Origin of the sequence: Methylotenera mobilis 13 (assembly GCF_000384255.1) — a bacterium.
In the GTDB taxonomy this organism is placed as follows: domain Bacteria; phylum Pseudomonadota; class Gammaproteobacteria; order Burkholderiales; family Methylophilaceae; genus Methylotenera; species Methylotenera mobilis_B.
On the sequence record NZ_KB913035.1, the window covers coordinates 1,898,378 to 1,916,749 of the forward strand.

Sequence of the window (18,372 nt, forward strand, 5' to 3'; positions counted from 1 at the left end):
CGATGAGTTCAAATTTCATAGTCTGAAATTGGTCAAAAAATCCTTCTGGCGAAATGATTTAAGTAGCTGCTTTGTCACGCTTTATGCTGAATCCTGACTCTCAAGGTGCTCACTTCGATATTCAAAGAAGCGAGCCATTTGATCAGAGACATCTACTCTGATTTTTCCTGCCAGGCGATCATCGATGGCTTTTTTGTCATCTGGAATGCAGAAGGGCATCGTCCTGCGGCCTTTGAATGCAATAATTGTGCGAATGTACATGCGTGTAGTTTCAATGTCTGCATGTCCCATCTGTTCCTGTAGGATTTGCTGGAATGTTGATGCCAGCCGGACATCTGGCTCGATTCCATGTATTCGACAGTAATTCCATAGTGTATGAGTAGGACCGGTGTGACGCAACATATGTGGATGAATGTCCATACCAGTCGCACGGAAAGCTTCCTCTATCATATATGGCTTAACAGGAGCCCCGGTCTTTGTCAGCCAAAGGATATCCTCTGGACAGCTTCGACGACCTTTGTCTCTAATGTTTCCAAAGTACAGCGTTGCGTTGCTTCTCTTCATGTAGAATGAGTCAAACAAATCCTTCCTGTCCTGATAGCATGACTGTATATAGTCTTCATAGATTGCCTTCAGCGTCATCGGATAAATATCAATCGTTACCGGCTTCATTCGCTTGGTCAGGCATTTGTATCGAAGGAGTTCTTTACCGACACGTTCAAATTCAGGCCAAAGTGGCAGATATTGATTATACTTATTACTGTGTAGTGGCATCTCGCAAATGTCGGCAATACGCAGAAAAGTCTGCATCATCACTTGCGCAATCACGGCATAAACAACGTCAATTTGTTTGAGTGCCTGATACAACTTTCCGTATGTCTTAATATCGATTACATCATCCTTGTAATCTTCCTTCAGTGTCGTCCGCTTGTGACCATCGTCCTTTTCATAGGTCTTGGAATACCTGTAGTTTGTATGACTCAGAAAATTGTCGTTCTGACTCTGGTATCGCTTTTGAACTATTCTCGCTGGAAACCGCGCCTTAACGCGAATGCCCTCCTTGCAAAGATAGTCATAGAAGTCCCTTATACGGGACAAACGTGTGTTGTAGCTTGAGGGACTGGAATTTCCGAGTTGTGCTTCGACGATTTTCTCAATGTGATTTGTGTAATCGGCGTCCAAGTAGCTAACACCGTTGTGCGCTAATCCCTCAAGGAACACTTTAAGGTCGTAAGCGATCTGTCGTAAAGAACCTCCTGTGACAGTTGGCATACTGTCCCTGATGATCTTGGGATAATAATAGCGCGTCACCAAGAAAGCGGACAGATGACTATGTAGATGCAAGCCTCCAATAAGGGGAACTGGTACAACTCGGTCCTTAGGCCATACCAGCTGAATTTCAGATTTTAATCTCTCATTCATGGTTACTCCTCACTACGATCAATTCATCAATCCATACCTCTTCATATGGGTCTGGCCGCTGCAGCTTGTTTCTCATCACAGTCAGATCATCGTCGCTGACTCTTTTGTCTGGCATGCGCAGCGTACGATTTCGCTCACGGATGATTTCCATATCGGTATCAAAAAACACGCAGGTTTTGGGAAGATCATTGAACCGAGAAAGAGAAATCACGAGCCTGAACCTGTCCATGGACGACAAGTTGGTGGCATCCCAAATGACAGGATGACGGTCTACTGCCACCTCACCCTCCACGGCCCAGGTTGTTTTACCTGAACAAGGTAAGCCGACAAGTAGATACAGTCGCATCTTAAGTTTACGAGACAGCAACTCTTCGAGTTTCATGTAAGCATTGCCCCAAGCATCTTCTTCCTGCTTCTTGGAACCGATACGGTACTTGCCACCAACTACTCGAAACATATCTGGTGAAACAACGTGCTTTTGCACGCGTGCAGCGAAGCTACCGCCTAAATTTGTTGACTTAGGAGAGTTGGCTAACCTGACTTCTAGATCTGCTATTCGAGCAAGCAGGTCAGTCATTCTCTCACGGTTGCCATCCAACTTATTCCGATCATTATAGGATGCAGATTTGTAATATGCCAATTCACGCTGAAGTGGCTCTACATCGGCTAGCAACGCATCGTACTTATTTTTCAGATCATCTGCCCGTAGCCGATCTTCCGACCTCTCGATTCCGACTCCAATGTTTTTCTGGAATTTAAGAATTTCTTCTTTAAGGGCGAGATACTCCCCTCTCACTGGGTCTTCTTCTTTGAGTCTGTGACCAAACAGGTAGACCTTGTCGACCTTTGCGTCAGCACAGATCTTGGCAATCGAGACATCATGCTTCTTACCACTATTACGCGCAATCTCTTGTCTTCTTCCGAATACCTCACGTAGCATTGTAAGGCGCTCTTTGTGGGTACGTTTCTCTCCGGACATTAATGTTCCCCTATAATTTTTTTCCATGCCTGACGCTACCATCAGGCAGGACTTCGATCTGAAATACTTTATTAATTAGAGGTCCGTACTGGCGGATGAAACTAATCGCATGCAAACGGAAATGCTCGTCAGTAAATTTGTCGCCATATTTGTGGTGTAGCAAGTCTGCATGCCAAAGTAATGTTTCCAAGATACTCTTGCTCCAAGGTCCCAGAAGGGCTTGATCACAGGACGTACCGATGCAGTTTTGGGGGGCAATATCGCTTATATGCAATAGGACATCCTCTGCAATCTCGCGTGTTTTGTCTCGATGGGAACGTCGTGCACATGGCGGCTGGGAACTGTCTGAGGGATTACGCATACAGCGTACGCCAAATGGCGTTAAAAACCCACAAACCGATTCATTTAATATCCTTTGCTCGATTAACTGAGTGAAGCTTAGAAAAAGTTCAGCATCTGTGAGCGAATGTGATTTCTTTGGATCCGACTGCAGTCGACTTACATGTGTTTGATAACCACGAATGAGTTGTTCACCCTTGATACCTGCCAGCCTACCTTGGGATGCTGCCATAGCCATTTGACGTGCAGTTTCCGCTGCCGCCCTTTCCTTCTGTTCCTTGCGCTCTTGAATGAAGGATGGATTGTTACGCAAATATGTAGTCGGCATCACATCATTGCTATGACCAAAGAGTCTTCTAACCATTAAAACACTCAAGTTTGAATGCGCATCCAGCCAACCTGCTACAGTTGTACGGTAGTTGTGTGCTGAGTAGGGCTTATCTGTATTTTGAGCAATAAATGGAATATTAAAGTGATCTGCAAAATCCCTTATCATCTTATTCAAAGTATCACCCACTGAAACTCTTACTTCCTCTTCATTTAGAGAAAGGTCGTAGGTTTTATTTGTAAACAGTGTTGCATCGATCAAGTAATCAGATTCTGAGAATTTAAGTTTCTCAAGAAGTCTAACCGCGTTTTCGGTCTGAGTGGGTACTGGGATTAGCAGAATGTTCTTTGTTTTCTTGATATTAGCACGTAGGTAGAAAAGCATATCAATACGGCCACTTGGTGTGCAAGCTCCAACTTTCAATCCGCGAATGTCGCTGTTTCTAAGGCCAGAAGTGAGTAAGATGATATTTACACATGCAGCACGCGCAAGGTATAACAGTCGACGAAACCATATAAATACCGCACTGATTTTTTGAATAGTGGAAGATAATCCAGCTATGTCAGGCGGTTCTTCCACATCTCCTAGAATTGCCGCGTATTTGTTCAACAATTCTTTAATCGGTGGCCCACTATAAACTTGATTCCACTTGTAGCCGCGGAGCATTAGAGCAAGTTCCGCAAAGTGATTCCCATGTTCGAGAACAAGGTACAGTGACTTTTGGATAAGGGGCATTGCACATTCAGGCACAAGCGGTGCATAGCCATCCCCTGTTCGGAAGGTTTCTCCTAGATCTGCGGCCCGAATTTTGACCCAAGTTTTAATACCAAGCCCCGCCTTTATCCAAGGCAATTTGGCACAAATTTCTAAGAACGGTGCAGACTCTGCAAAGTGATTTGTAAATGAAATGAATTGGGCTATCTCACTGCATTGTTGAGCGAACTTAGACTCAGATGACGTTGAGACAAGAAGCGAGTCCAACATAGCAAGGAGATCGTCATCAGTGATGTGGTTTAGTCCAAGACTATAATCCCCGTTACTCACGGCCAGAAGGTGCTTTTTCAGTATAAGTTCAATGATGCTGTTCTTTAGAGCATAAAGTTTAAACACTACAGTACTCGACTCCAAGCGATGAGTAACTATCAAATCAAAGAAAACGACCTTTACAAGAATTAAAAGTGCTTTGTTGCTCTCCCCGACAAAAGTGTTCCAATAGATCCGCTTTTGATCGGTTAATCCTCTTTCATCGAACCAAACTTTGTCCTCAAATTTCCCCTTTGTGCCATACACTGTTTTCCCGTAATATTCGAGCTCCAACGCATTGAGCAACGCCCATTGATCTTTGGCCTGAGCTTCAAAGTGAAGTTTGTGCTCAAATGAATGCAAAATACTTTCGTCAAATTGTTCAGAAGAGTCCATGTTCACATCCGGTTGGTATTGATTATTGGAGGCAGAGAGATGCTACCTTCCTTGGCGGAAATCCATGCTTCATCAACATATCGCTGACCATTCTGCTTATCCATCGTGACATATTGTTCTAAAGCGTCATGCGCTACACTCCAAAGATCCTCGAAAGTTGCAGTCCAGATATGTGGGTCTGCTAGACGCTCTTCTTCATATTGAAGAATTCTTGAGCAAATGTAAGGCAAATGAAATTTAGTAATAATGCTTCGTTCACATCCCAAACATAGGTCGTAATGCTTGCACTCGTCCGCAATTGCGACATCATGACTTGGATTGGTTGGATCCTCGCAATCACAAAGGAAGACTTTTTTCTTAAACGACACATCTTTGGCTAATATGATCCTACCCTTGAAATGAAGTGCTTCGGCCAACTTTTCTGAAGTGATGGTGGCAATGGCAGTGTCTATGACGCTTCTACCAACATTTGTCTTCAGCAGATAGTGCGTGAGAGTCATGTCGAGGGTGCCATGGTGCAAGTCAGTGCGGAGTTTTTCAGCTAAATCGTTGCCATTCTTGACGCCTTGAATTAGATCAAGAAGTTGTCCAGATGCAAAAACTTTTCTGAACTTCGACGTATCAATTGATGTAAGCTGTTTGCCATTATCATCGATGATTGGGTAAACCATAGTGAATTCAAACAACCCCCCAGCCCGGTTCCAATTGTGATCGAACTCTTTGCTCACTTCAAAGAACGGCCCAGTAGAATCAACTTTTACATAGCATTCATAATCTACAAGCATTTCATAAAGCGGAGAGTCTTTAGCAATAGAGATAGGAATAATTTTACGCCGCTTCTGCCCCCCTCTCTCCTTGTAGCCATATATCTCGATTTCGGTGCCACTTGAATCACCACTAACAAACAAACTATCTTCACGCATTAATATAGATCTGCCATCCTCTGCTTTGGAGGGAATGCTCATGGCGACCTCCTTATTTATACCTGTCTGCATCATCAATAGATTTGCCAAGCACCATGCAATCTGGTTTATCACTTTGTTTATTTCATTTCCAGTCTTCTTTTTTAAATAATATTGCCATATGATTCGAGATGGCATTGGGTAATTGAAGCCATGCCAAAGTGCGGTCGTTTTCCTAAATCTATCAAGTAGCGGCCGCAGTTCCTTGTGGCGATTCAATCCATCTAAGATTCCAATAATTCCCCCAGTTAACTTGTATTTATTTCTTTTTATTATTCCAGCTTTGTGGTGCAAGATGAAATGATCGATAAGAATCTGATAACCTGCTTCCTCATCAAGCAGCCACTTCCTTAAAAGATTGCGAGACTCTGTATCGTATTTTGCCCCTTTTATCGGCCCCAAATGTCTATATCCTTCAGCTGGCTTTCTGTTATCCCTACCTGGGTAAAGCCAATCAGATGGCATATCCGCTTCAGTCAACGACTCATAACGTATTAGATAACTTATTCGACGCTGAAAACCCTCCAAGCAAAGTGCCAGAATTTGGTACATGATTGCATCTGAATAACTGGCATCTACAAGCTCACTCGTATGTTCTGTATTTGGCTTAAGTTTTCTAGATGCAACTGAAACTTGACCTAACCACCCAGAAAGAGTAGTTGGTTCATAAGCATAAAAAAACGCCCTGACATCGTTGAATACTTGATCTGCTTTTACACAGCTAGTCTCCACGTGCTTTAGGTAGTCCAACCATATATTTCTTCCAATATCATTGATAGTGAACTGCAAAGGGATTTTGGTCTGAGAAAAGATAAAATCAACAAACATCCGCAGCGATCGAATCTTGTCACCTAAAGTGTCGGCAGCAAAATGCTTTCCTTGAAAATAGTTAATTACAAGACGCACTAAACTTACACTAAAATCTTTAGAAAATCCCTTTTCTAGGCAATACTCATATAAGCACGGACTGACTCTAACGCCGTCATTCATATAAGGCATTCTTGCTCCAAGAACAGTTATGCTGTCTTTGTCAATCTGATTCCGGAAAATAACTGTGTCATCAATATCCTCCTGCATAGGGATTGAAAGGAATAATCGAGAGAGACTCTGCCTATGTTTTCTCTCAAATGGCACATCAATGTAATTAGCGAAAGCAGGAAGCCCATCGTTAGGAATAACCTCCGTGCGCACTTCTGATGAGATTTTGAATGTTATTGGTGGCTTGGACTTTCTTCCCATCAGAACACCATAAAATAAACTGAAATTAATATATTTGTCATTTAATTATCTTACACATTTATAGTAATTAGTAAACCGTTATCAAATACATAAGAAAAGGTGGAAAATCGTTATGCTATCAACTACCGGCCCTATTACGCAAAGGCTTAGGTGTTGTGGTATCACCACTCATTGCATTGATGCAAGATCAAGTCGATGCACTGAAGCAACTGGGTGTAAAGGCTGCATTTCTAAACTCCAGTCTCAATGCTGAGCAATTTAGTGACATCACTGCGGCATTGCTACGTGGTGAACTGCAAGTGTTGTACGTTGCGCCTGAACGTTTACTCATGCCTAACTTTCTAACTTTGCTAGAGCAAATTGAGGACAGCATTGGTATTGCATTATTTGCCATTGATGAAGCACATTGCGTTTCTCAATGGGGTCACGATTTCAGGCCAGAATATCGCAAACTTACCGTGCTGCATGAGCGTTTCCCACGCATACCTAGAATCGCACTCACAGCGACGGCTGACGCACCTACTAGAGCTGAAATTATAGAGCGATTGACGCTTGAAAATGCTCGTCAATTTATTTCAAGTTTTGATCGCCCTAATATCAAATACCGTGTTTTACCTAAAGCAAACGCACGCCAGCAACTAGAAGCATTTATTGAGTCTGAACACCCGAATGATGCTGGTATTATTTACTGCTTATCACGGCGCAAAGTTGAAGATACCGCCGAATGGCTAAAGTCAAAAGGATGGGATGCCTTGCCTTATCATGCTGGGCTTGATGCAAACATACGTCACAACAATCAAAGACGCTTTTTACGCGAAGAAGGCGTAATAATGGTGGCTACAGTCGCTTTTGGTATGGGCATTGATAAACCTAATGTGCGCTTTGTCGCACATCTGGATTTACCAAAAAGCATGGAAGGCTACTATCAAGAAACTGGTCGTGCGGGCAGAGATGGTCTAGCAGCCAACGCTTGGATGACTTATGGCCTAGGTGATGTGGTCAACATGAAACAAATGCTTGAAAACAGTGACGCATCACCGGAACGCCAGCATGTAGAACGTCAAAAATTGGACGCACTACTCGGCTTCTGCGAATCTACCGCATGCAGACACCAAACCATATTGCACTATTTTGGAGAACAGCACCCAGGTAACTGTGGTCAATGTGATAACTGTCTAACGCCTACAGATAACTGGGATGGAACTCAAGCTTCACAGATGGCATTATCATGCGTATATCGCACAGGACAAAGATTTGGCGTGGTACATCTAATTGATGTACTACTTGGGAAACTAACACCTAAAGTTGAACAGTTTAAGCATCAAGAGTTGAGTACATTCGGTATTGGAAAGACTTTGTCACAAGCACAATGGAGTAGCGTATTTAGGCAACTGGTTGCAAATGGACACCTAGAAACTGACATGGATGCGTTTGGTGGACTACGCCTCAGTGAAACCGCTCGTCCTATTTTACGTGGTGAAGTAAGCGTATGGCTACGACAAGATCAGGAAGTTACCAAACGTGTGAGCAAGATTGAACGAGGTGCAAGAGTCAAAGAAGCCTATGCAGGTGTTGCAGATGATCCATTATGGCAAGCACTGAAGGCCAAACGCACTGAACTTGCAAAAGAACAAGGCGTGCCACCCTACCTCATTTTTCATGACAGTACACTGCTTGAAATTCTGAATCATCGTCCAGAGAGCCTCACTGAAATGGGTAAGATTAGCGGTGTAGGTCAAGCAAAGCTGACACGATATGGTGATGCATTTTTGCAAGTGTTGGAAGAACAAGCAAGCGGTGTTGACTACTCATCGTACCTGTAAAGCTGAAAATTAAAAGCGATAGATAGTTAATACAAAATACTTATAGAAAGAAGCCACGAGGTTAAAGAGTTACTTATTTTAGGAACTGTAAGCAGCAAGAACTGCTTGAATTGAAAAGATCGGAAGTAACTAAACTATCAAACCAGAACGAGAAGGTCCTTTTGACTTTGCTTGCCCATCTGGACCATATACGGAGTTAGCATCATTATTACCTTGCAAATGATTCAACAGCTCTTGATTGCGATTAAAGTGCTTACTAATTAAAGTACCGTTTAATCTGTTTAGCTCTTTTGCTTGTGCGAGAGACTTTTGGAAAACAACCCAAGCCGCCGTGATATCTTTTTTTGCCTGTTTTTCAACCCAATCACTCATGCCAGACTCATTGGATGAAAAGCCATTTGCCTGTAATAACTGATAGCGTGCTTTCGCAGCAAGATTCAAGCGTTGCAATAATAATGACTTTTCTTCTAGGATTGCTTCTATCGCATCAACATCAGCTTTTACCAAGTGTGCCTGCTCACGCTCTAGCAAGGCAATCAACTCTGCTACTAACAGAGTGTCTTGTGTAAAGCTGACAGGTTGATTGGAAGATGTGTTAGCCATAATTAAAGATTAAGCAAAACGACTTGTTAATAAATCTTTCACTGTTTCAATTAAGCCATCAGCCACTTTTTCTGAATTCACAGAAAACTGCCCACCAGCAATTGCTGATTTAATCGCATCAACCTTCTCTGCATCATAAACGTTACTAGCTTTAACTTTAGTTTCTAGGGTTTGTAATTTAGCTGACAGCGGTGACAACGTCACATTACCAGAAGATTTATCACCTGTTATAGATTTCTCAGCCTTTTGCTTAGCATCAGCCTCAACCTTAGCCGCATTTGCTTTTTCGACATTTGATTTATCAAGGCCTAAGCCAGCGGTGTTTTTAATTGTCTCATTGATTTTCATGGCATTTCATCCTTTTTGCTTAACCTGCTCATACGTATACACGCATCCTTAATGCAGATATCGGCATAGTTTAAGCGAACTTTAGCCTTTTTTCTAAAAATAAACAATATTTATCAACAATATAAATAACCACGTCGCCACCACTGAACAATGCCAGTTAAAAAACAACTTCTACTTGACCACCCTGGCGTGCAATGCCGCTCACCACTTGACCATTAGCCACTTTAACCTGCACAACCTGCCCTTCATTTGCCTTGGTCATCGCCTTACCTTCTGCTGATACACGGAAGCCTTTACCTGCTGAGGTAATCATGACAGTCTGCCCTTGTTGTACAACAGGCGAAACTTTTAGCATTTCTTGCCTAAGCACAGTGCCAGCATTCATCGAGATATTAACAATGCGCCCCAACGCCTGCGTCATATCAGTAAAAATTCCTGCGGGCAACTGCGTGAGATCGCCCGTTTGAAACAACACATCTTCATGAGTGACAACTCTACCTTGCGCCAATGGTGCTGCAGCAACTAAATACTGAGCAACTACATTAACAGTAGCCTGCACATAGATTGTCCAGGCACTCGGTGTATTACATCGCACACCAACACTAGTTTTACCCCATGCACGGCTTCCAGCAGGTAAAAAAACCTGAACATCTTGGCATTGAGCTAACTTCAAGTTCGGATCAATAGCGCCGGCTTGCACTGTTACCTTACCAGGGTACCCCACTGTTTGCGTTTGTAAAAACTCAACTACCTTATTTTTGATTGAAGAGAGATCTTGCTTAGGATATTGCTTGTTTACACCGACCTGATTAGTTGCAGCATTTAATGCAGAATTGCCTCCAACCATTAAAACAGTCATCAGCAACATAAAGCCGAAGCGCCCGCGCTCCATATATACTTTCCATTTTATATTTGCAAACAATTTCAACGATAAATGATAAGTAAAACAAGGCATATTGAATTCCGATGCAGTATACAAAGATTCGATATGCATTCTACGGACACAAATGTCTAGTCAAACTAAGAAAAGGGCAAGAAATACCCCTCTTCTTACTCAATCAAACACCACCTTAAGTAATTAGAATTGTTTACAAGTGTGTTATCGGCAATAAAAGTATTTACTTGACGATTTAAGCTTAAATTACTTGATGTAAATTTTATAAAAATCATTGGTAATTAAGCAGTTAGCAAAAGGAAATAAACATGATTAATAAATTAGATGCAGCGTTAAGCTTTCACCAAAACGCACTAAGAGTACGTGGTCAACGTCAAGAACTTATTGCAGCAAATATTGCCAATGCAGATACACCGCACTACAAAGCACGTGATCTAGACTTTAATGCTGCAATGAAAAATGCAATGGCTGGCGCATCAAATAAAGAAGCATTTAACACTAGTAAAACTTCACCCAACCACATAGATGGCAAGCCTTCTAGCATTGGTGGCGATGCACTTTTCAGACCAGTCATTCAAGGCAGTGTAGATGGCAATACAGTAGACATGGATGTAGAGCGTAATCAGTTTGCAGACAACGCGATTCGCTATGAAGCCAGCATTATCATGATTAATGGACAACTCAAAAAGATGCTATCAGCAATTCAGGGACAATAAATAAATGTCTCAGCGAGTAGTGCTATAGTTGTGTAATCAGCAGGGAAATTTAAGGAGAAGTCGATGTCATTATTTAACGTGTTTAATATTTCTGGTTCAGCAATGAGCGCACAAGCTCAGCGCCTAAATACTGTTGCCAGCAATTTAGCAAACGCAGATAGTGCAACTAGTGCGAACGGCACTCCTTATAAATCAAAACAAGTAGTTTTTAGTGCAATTCCATCAAAATCAGCTGATGCAAGCGGTGTAAAAGTAACTAAAGTAGTTGAAGATAACTCACCACCAAGAATGCTGTACGACCCAAAACACCCTCTGGCTAATGACAAGGGTTATGTCAGCATGCCAAACGTAAACGTGACAGAGGAAATGGTGAACATGATATCTGCTTCTCGTGCTTACCAAAATAATGTAGAAACCATGAATGCAGCAAAAACAATGTTGATGAAAACACTCTCGATAGGCCAGTCTTAGTCGCTTAAACACCAACTAAACTGGCATTAAACATCAAGCGTAAAAAGACTAGGAGCCTCTAAATGACTACTGTAAATACAAACACACCATCACAAGCATTGTTAGACGCTGTGAATAATAAAAAAAATAGCACTGGGACGTCAGTTGACGAGGCTCAAAACAGATTCATGACATTGCTCGTGACGCAAATGAGAAATCAAGATCCGCTCAATCCTATGGACAACGCGCAAGTCACCAGCCAAATGGCACAACTTTCAACGGTGACTGGTATTGATAAGTTAAACAGCACATTGGAGACATTAATTAACAATGTACAAATGGGGCAATCCTATCAAGCATCAAACCTGATAGGTCGTAGCGTCCTAACCCCTGGCGATACCATTCAAACTGCTGGCGAAGGCGGTTATTTTGGTATTGAACTACCTATTGGCGCGGATAAAGTCACGGTGAATATTAAAGATGGCTCTGGTGTCACCATTAGAACAATTGAGCTTGGCAAGCAAGATGCAGGCACCATCCCACTTACTTGGGATGGTTTTAAAGATGATGGCGTTGCTGCAGCAACTGGTAACTATAAATTTGAGGTAAACGCAACAATTGGTGGCAAAGTAGCCGAGTCTACAAACCTAAGTTTTGCAAAAGTATTGAGCATTTCCAACTACCCAACAGGCGTTAAACTGAATTTAAGTAACTTAATGACCGTTGATACGACCGCAGTAAAAGAAATATTTTAACAACGCGTCACAAATTTAGACGTTAGCAAATTAATTAATATAGCTCCAAGGAGAATAGCATGAGTTTTCAACAAGGTTTAAGCGGTCTTAACGCAGCTTCTAAACAATTAGAAGTGATTGGTAACAACGTATCAAATGCTAATACTGTTGGCTTTAAGCAATCTCGTGCAGAATTTGCTGACGTTTTTGCAAACTCAATCACAGGTGGTGGTGGTAGCCAAATTGGGATTGGTACAAACTTAGCAACGGTCGCGCAGCAATTCACGCAAGGTAACATCACCTCCACCAACAACTCTTTAGATATTGCGATTAATGGCAACGGATTTTTCCGTATGTCATCAAACGGTGCAGTGACATACACACGTAATGGCCAGTTTCAACTAGATAAATTTGGTTACATCGTAGACTCCGCTAGCAAACGTTTAACTGGCTATGCTGCAGATACAAACGGCAACATTTTAAGTGGCGCAGCGGTTGACTTACAAATCAACACGGCAGACATTCAACCAGTCGCTACAACAGAGATTGAAGGCACAATTAACCTTGACTCTAGAAATAACCCATTACCTGCTCTACCAGCATTTGACGCTACTGACCCGACGACATACAACAACTCAACAGCAGTAACCGTTTACGACAGTTTGGGCAACTCACATACTCTACAGAATTTCTTCCGCAAAACAGCAGCAAACACATGGGACATTTTTACGACTGTAGATGGCGTGAGAACTCCGGCAGCGGGAACAACCGCTGTTATGACATTCACTGGCACTGGGGTAGCGCCAACCATTACACCTACAACGCCTCTAAATGGATTGCCTAGCGTCACTTTTACCCCCCTAAACACTGCCACACCAGCAGTTGCGAATGGTGCAGCTAACGTTACGACTACAATTGACTACTCTAAGAGCACTCAGTTTGGTTCAGCGTTTAGTATCAACAGCTTGTCGCAAGATGGATTTACATCAGGCCGCCTATCTGGCTTTAATACTTCATCAGACGGCACAATTGTTGGGCGTTACAGTAATGGTCAATCAAAAAACCTAGGTCGAGTAGTACTTTCTAGCTTTACTAACCCTAATGGGTTGCAGTCATTAGGAGGCAACGCTTGGGCAGTGAGTGCAAGCTCAGGACCTGACTTAACTGGAACGCCAGGCACAGGCCAATTAGGTGTATTACAATCATCAGCAGTAGAAGACTCAAACGTTGACTTAACGGCTGAACTGGTCAATATGATTACCGCTCAACGTGTTTATCAAGCCAATGCACAAACCATTAAAACACAAGATCAAGTGTTGCAAACGCTAGTTAACCTTCGTTAATAGTTTGTAACTAAAGGGAGAATCACGATGGATCGCATGATTTACACCGCAATGACGGGTGCGAAACACATCCTTGAGAAGCAGGCAACAACCAGCCATAACTTGGCTAATGCAACCTCTACCGGATTTAAATCACAGATTGATGCTTTTAGAGCTGTGCCTGTGATTGGTGAAGGCTTGCCAACTCGTGCGTTTGTCGTGGATTCTACAAGCGGTAGCGATTTTAATTCAGGTGCGATTCAATCGACCAACCGAGATTTGGATGTAGCAGTAAAAGGTGATGGATGGATAGCCATTCAGCGTGCTGATGGCTCAGAAGCCTATACTAGAAATGGTTCACTGAAAACAAGTCCCAACGGTTTACTTCAAACCGCCAATGGCCTCACCATCATGGGTGACGGTGGACCGATTACGATTCCACCTGATGTAGCTGTCAGCATCGGTAAGGACGGCACAATTTCAACTGTGAATAACCTAACTTTACCAGGCCCTTCAAACATCATTGGTCGAATCAAGTTAGTTAACCCCTCCCCAGCAAACTTGGTACGTGCTGACGACGGTTTGTTTACCACCAAAGATGGTAATCCAGCCACAGCAGACGCAAGCGTTAGCTTAGTTCAAGGCGCTCTTGAGAGCAGTAATGTGAATGTCGTTGACGCGATGGTCACCATGATTAGCCTTGCCCGTCAGTTTGAAATGCAAATGAAATTAATTCAAACTGCTGAGAATAACGCTAATAAAGCCAGTCAACTCCTGCAATTGACTTAACTACAAATCAGTTATTATGAAATCATTGTAATCAACTATTCAGCAATTTAAGCATAAAGCAATTAATGCAGGCTGTGATTGAAGGGAAATAAAATGATACGCTCACTATGGATATCGAAAACTGGTCTAGATGCGCAACAGACGCAAATGGACGTGATTTCAAATAACTTAGCCAACGTCAGCACCAGTGGCTTTAAAAGATCACGTGCAGTGTTTGAAGATCTGCTATACCAAACGATTAGACAACCTGGCGCACAGACCTCCCAACAAACACAGTTACCTTCAGGCCTACAATTAGGTACAGGCGTTAGGCCAGTTGCAACAGAGCGAATTTTCACTCAAGGTAATTTACAGCAAACTGGTAATGATAAAGATGTTGCGATCCAAGGCGCTGGTTTCTTTCAAATTTTACTGCCTGATGGCACAACGGCTTACACTCGTGACGGTGCATTTCAAGTGGACTTTCAAGGCCAACTGGTAACTTCAAGCGGCTTTTCTGTTCAACCGCCAATTACAATACCAACGAATGCTCAAAGCCTTACTGTAGGTCGCGATGGAACTGTCTCTGTCACATTAGCAGGCTCAACCGCTGTGACACAAATTGGCCAGTTACAATTGTCTACTTTTATCAATCCGGCCGGCCTACAAGCTAATGGTGAAAATTTGTATGTTGAAACTGCTGCTTCTGGTACAGCCAATGCAAACACCCCTGGTACAAATGGCGCGGGTTTATTGACGCAAGGTTACGTGGAAACGTCAAACGTTAATGTTGTAGAAGAGTTAGTGAATATGATTCAAACGCAACGTGCTTACGAAATTAATAGTAAAGCAATTACAACATCAGACCAAATGTTGCAAAAATTGACACAGATGTAAACTAGGATTAGTTATAAAATCAAAGCATTATTTAAAAAACCTTAAAAATAATATCGGCAGCAAACTCTGCAATTATACGTTTTTAAGGTTTTATTGTCAGAACACCAAGAGGCAACCATGTTGAACACCACTCAAGGTACATTGCTTAACGCTACTAGCAAGCAACTAGCAAAGATGAAAACATACCTAGTGACTCTAAACAAATTGATGAGCCGCAGTATTTTGGGGATATTTGCAACCACCCTGCTATACGGCTGCGCAATTACGCCTACCTCTATTGTTAATCAGCCAACATCAGCAAGAGCTCAACAACCAAACAACGCTCAAAGTAATAATGGCGGTATTTATAGCGCTTCTTCATATCGCCCAATGTTTGAAGACCGTCGCCCTCGTTTTATTGGTGATATTGTCACCATTAATATTACAGAAAATACAACCGCCACAAAAGCGAATGGAAGCTCTGCAAGTAAAGAAGGCGAAGTTGGTTTCCAGACTGATGCAAAACTAGGTGATAACATACCCGTTATCGGCGGTTTAGTCTCCAGACTGCCATTCGCAAAACTAGGCTCAGCTTCAGCTAGTTCAGACATCTCTTACACCGATGATGCAGCTGCTAATGCAAGAAATGTGTTTAACGGTTCTTTAACCGCTACAGTCGTGGACGTATTGCCTAATGGCAACTTAGTGGTCAGTGGTGAAAAACAAGTTGGTTTAGACAAAGGTACAGAGTTCATCAGATTCTCAGGCGTCATTAACCCAGATACTATTTCTCTCGGCAATACAGTACCATCTACTAAAGTAGCTGATGCTAGGATAGAATATAGAACTAATAGCAAAATTGATGGGGCTGCGATTGCATCAATATTCGCCCGCTTCTTCTTAAGCATGAGCCCATGGTAGAAAATCATATGGCAAAATTACTCAACATCAATGCTCTAATAACACATGCTGAAACCTTGCAGCAAAAAATTAGACGCTTATCTGTACCCTGCGCACTTATCGCCTTTTCTGTGCTGTCTGTCACCACTACCAGCATCGCTCATGCGGAGCGTTTAAAAGATCTTGCTTCGATTCAGGGCGTCCGTGCCAACCAACTAATCGGCTATGGCCTAGTTGTTGGTTTGGATGGCACTGGTGACCAAACAGTACAAACTCCCTTCACCGTACAAAGCATTATCAGCATGATGCAACAAATGGGTGTTACTTTACCTACAGGCACATCATTACAACTAAAAAACGTTGCTGCAGTCATTGTCACTAGCAGCCTACCTGCATTTGCACAACCTGGGCAAAATTTGGACATTACAGTCTCATCAATGGGTAATGCAAAAAGCCTCAGAGGCGGTACATTGCTCATGACCCCATTAAAAGGTGCAGACGGGCAGGTATATGCCATGGCACAGGGTAGCTTAGTCGTCGGTGGTGTTGGTGCATCAGCTAACGGTGCACAAACACAGGTTAACCACTTAAGTGTTGGCAGAATCACTGCGGGCGCTACTGTTGAGCGAGCTGTTCCTTCAAACATCAGTGAGAACAGTATTTTCAATTTAGAATTAAAAGACTCCGACTTTTCTACAGCGTCATTAGTTGTAGATGCTGTCAATCGTAAGTTTGGTCAGAATACTGCACTAGCTCAAAATGGCCGTGTGATCCAAATCAATCCACCAAACAACTACAGTCGTGTTGCATTTCTAGCGGCATTAGAAAGTTTGAATGTAGTGCCTGCAGCAAGTTATGCAAAAGTGATTGTGAATGCCCGCACAGGCTCTGTTGTCATGAACCAAACGGTAACCCTCGAGAGCTGCGCAGTTTCACATGGCAACTTAACTGTCACCATCAACACAGACCCAGTGATAAGCCAGCCAGGTGCGTTAGCAAGTGGACAAACTGTAGCAACTGCGCGGTCAGAAATCGACATTGATAAAGAGCCCGGCCAAGTGGTTAAACTAGATGGTGGTGCCAATCTATCTGACGTAGTCAAAGCGCTCAATGCCATTGGTGCAACCCCACAAGATTTATTAGCGATCTTACAAGCAATGAAAGCTGCTGGTTCACTGCGTGCTGAACTTGAAGTCATTTAATGACAATAGACAATGACAAATAATATCAATACAAATAGCAACAGCATTGCCACCAAGGCAGATCTATCTGGCAATCTTGCGATTGATGCAAATAGCCTAAATAATCTTAAACAAGCAGCAAAAGAAAACTCACCAGAAGCAATCAAAGGTGTTGCAAAGCAGTTTGAAGCCATTTTCATGAATATGATGCTTAAAAGCATGCGTGAAGCAACCCCACAAGACAGCTTGCTAGATAACGATCAAAGCCGTACTTTTATCAGCATGCTTGATCAGCAATTGACGAACAACCTTGCTTCAAAAGGACTAGGATTAGCAGATGTATTGGCACGCCAGCTGAGCAAAACCGGCTATGGTGCTAACCAGTCACTTGAAGACGCAGTGAGCGACACTTCAAACTTAATAGATAAACAATCGTTAAATGAAAATTTAATTGGTAATCCATTTTTAAACCAAGCTCGAGTAGCATTGCAACAAAACTCTACTAACTTTAATCAAGCAATAAAAAATCTCTCTGATTTTAAACCACTCAATGAAAGTAGCAGTGCAGAAAGCTTTCAAAAAAAAATGGCGCATCATGCTGAAGCAGCAAGTCGCGCTACTGGAATCCCTGCTCACTTGATGCTTGGTCAGGCCGCTTTAGAAAGCGGATGGGGCAAGCGAGAACTAAAAGGTGCTGATGGTACACCAAGTAATAATCTCTTTGGTATTAAAGCGACAGGTAACTGGAGCGGCAAGGTTGTAGAAGCAGTCACCACAGAATATGTGAACGGTATCAAACAAAAGCGTATTGAAAAGTTTCGTGCATACGATAGTTATGCAGACTCATTTAAAGATTTTGCTAATTTAATGCGCAATAACACACGGTATGAAAATGTAATGGCTAATCTGGACAATGTACAAGGCTATGCAAAGGCTATGCAAAAAGCTGGATATGCCACAGATCCAAACTATGCAGAAAAACTCACTAGCGTCATTAAAAAAGTGTCATCATCTTAAATAAGCAATCGTCAAATAAGGCCTAAAGTTTTCATAATTTATGCCGTCATA

General features: G+C 42.5%; 16 protein-coding genes and 1 pseudogene. 10 read left to right on the plus strand and 7 right to left on the minus strand.

Annotated elements, in window-relative coordinates; all coding sequences use genetic code 11:
* Window positions 1-81 precede the first annotated feature (81 nt).
* Genes A391_RS0109040 through A391_RS0109055 form a run of 4 tightly spaced genes read right to left on the minus strand, consistent with a single transcriptional unit; the run spans window position 82 to window position 6,688 of the window.
* Window positions 82-1,422, minus strand: coding sequence for a site-specific integrase (locus tag A391_RS0109040; protein ID WP_019898863.1), 1,341 nt, complete (start codon window positions 1,420-1,422; stop codon window positions 82-84).
* Entirely contained in the window at window positions 1,415-2,428 is a 1,014-nt protein-coding gene (locus A391_RS0109045) for an AAA family ATPase (RefSeq protein ID WP_019898864.1), read from the minus strand. The genes A391_RS0109040 and A391_RS0109045 overlap by 8 nt, the downstream gene beginning before the upstream one ends.
* The gene (locus A391_RS0109050; RefSeq protein ID WP_019898865.1) at window positions 2,412-4,487 is read right to left on the minus strand and encodes a tyrosine-type recombinase/integrase; all 2,076 of its coding nucleotides are present in this window, start codon (window positions 4,485-4,487) and stop codon (window positions 2,412-2,414) included. Before A391_RS0109050 ends, A391_RS0109045 begins: the two co-directional genes overlap by 17 nt.
* Before the next feature lie 2 nt (window positions 4,488-4,489).
* A complete protein-coding gene (locus A391_RS0109055) occupies window positions 4,490-6,688 on the minus strand; it encodes a hypothetical protein (RefSeq protein ID WP_019898866.1) in 2,199 nt (732 codons plus the stop codon).
* Between the two features lie 98 nt (window positions 6,689-6,786).
* On the opposite strand from A391_RS0109055, the pseudogene recQ reads away from it, so the two are divergent.
* A pseudogene (gene recQ / locus A391_RS13895) lies at window positions 6,787-8,511 on the plus strand (DNA helicase RecQ); the annotation flags it as partial.
* Window positions 8,512-8,640: 129 nt separating this feature from the next.
* Here the strand turns inward: recQ and A391_RS0109065 are convergent.
* The 3 genes from A391_RS0109065 to flgA form a co-directional block, all read right to left on the minus strand.
* Window positions 8,641-9,114 carry a flagella synthesis protein FlgN gene (locus tag A391_RS0109065; RefSeq protein ID WP_019898868.1) on the minus strand — a complete coding sequence of 158 codons (474 nt, stop codon included), beginning with the start codon at window positions 9,112-9,114 and terminating at the stop codon, window positions 8,641-8,643.
* Window positions 9,115-9,123: 9 nt separating this feature from the next.
* Window positions 9,124-9,462, minus strand: coding sequence for a flagellar biosynthesis anti-sigma factor FlgM (flgM, locus tag A391_RS0109070; RefSeq protein ID WP_019898869.1), 339 nt, complete (start codon window positions 9,460-9,462; stop codon window positions 9,124-9,126).
* A 157-nt stretch (window positions 9,463-9,619) separates the two neighbouring features.
* Entirely contained in the window at window positions 9,620-10,354 is a 735-nt protein-coding gene (flgA, locus tag A391_RS0109075) for a flagellar basal body P-ring formation chaperone FlgA (RefSeq protein WP_019898870.1), read from the minus strand.
* A gap of 311 nt (window positions 10,355-10,665) precedes the next feature.
* Here flgA and flgB point away from each other — a divergent pair, with 311 nt between their 5' ends.
* The 9 genes from flgB (at window position 10,666) to flgJ (ending at window position 18,321) form a co-directional block, all read left to right on the plus strand.
* Entirely contained in the window at window positions 10,666-11,073 is a 408-nt protein-coding gene (gene flgB / locus A391_RS0109080; RefSeq protein ID WP_019898871.1) for a flagellar basal body rod protein FlgB, read from the plus strand.
* Window positions 11,074-11,136: 63 nt separating this feature from the next.
* The gene (gene flgC / locus A391_RS0109085; protein WP_019898872.1) at window positions 11,137-11,544 is read left to right on the plus strand and encodes a flagellar basal body rod protein FlgC; all 408 of its coding nucleotides are present in this window, start codon (window positions 11,137-11,139) and stop codon (window positions 11,542-11,544) included.
* 62 nt (window positions 11,545-11,606) lie between these two features.
* Window positions 11,607-12,278 (plus strand): flagellar hook assembly protein FlgD, encoded by a 672-nt coding sequence (locus tag A391_RS0109090; protein WP_019898873.1) that lies wholly within the window; start codon window positions 11,607-11,609, stop codon window positions 12,276-12,278.
* Between the two features lie 59 nt (window positions 12,279-12,337).
* Window positions 12,338-13,600 (plus strand): flagellar hook protein FlgE, encoded by a 1,263-nt coding sequence (flgE, locus tag A391_RS0109095; RefSeq protein ID WP_019898875.1) that lies wholly within the window; start codon window positions 12,338-12,340, stop codon window positions 13,598-13,600.
* A gap of 27 nt (window positions 13,601-13,627) precedes the next feature.
* Complete coding sequence (gene flgF, locus A391_RS0109100) at window positions 13,628-14,368, plus strand: flagellar basal-body rod protein FlgF (RefSeq protein WP_019898877.1); 741 nt, start codon at window positions 13,628-13,630, stop codon at window positions 14,366-14,368.
* A gap of 93 nt (window positions 14,369-14,461) precedes the next feature.
* Complete coding sequence (gene flgG, locus A391_RS0109105; RefSeq protein WP_019898879.1) at window positions 14,462-15,244, plus strand: flagellar basal-body rod protein FlgG; 783 nt, start codon at window positions 14,462-14,464, stop codon at window positions 15,242-15,244.
* A gap of 117 nt (window positions 15,245-15,361) precedes the next feature.
* On the plus strand, window positions 15,362-16,144 hold the full coding sequence (locus A391_RS0109110; RefSeq protein WP_019898883.1) for a flagellar basal body L-ring protein FlgH: 783 nt from the start codon (window positions 15,362-15,364) through the stop codon (window positions 16,142-16,144).
* The gene (locus A391_RS0109115; RefSeq protein ID WP_019898884.1) at window positions 16,138-17,325 is read left to right on the plus strand and encodes a flagellar basal body P-ring protein FlgI; all 1,188 of its coding nucleotides are present in this window, start codon (window positions 16,138-16,140) and stop codon (window positions 17,323-17,325) included. The genes A391_RS0109110 and A391_RS0109115 overlap by 7 nt, the downstream gene beginning before the upstream one ends.
* Before the next feature lie 12 nt (window positions 17,326-17,337).
* Window positions 17,338-18,321 carry a flagellar assembly peptidoglycan hydrolase FlgJ gene (flgJ, locus tag A391_RS0109120; protein ID WP_019898885.1) on the plus strand — a complete coding sequence of 328 codons (984 nt, stop codon included), beginning with the start codon at window positions 17,338-17,340 and terminating at the stop codon, window positions 18,319-18,321.
* The last annotated feature ends 51 nt before the right edge of the window (window positions 18,322-18,372 follow it).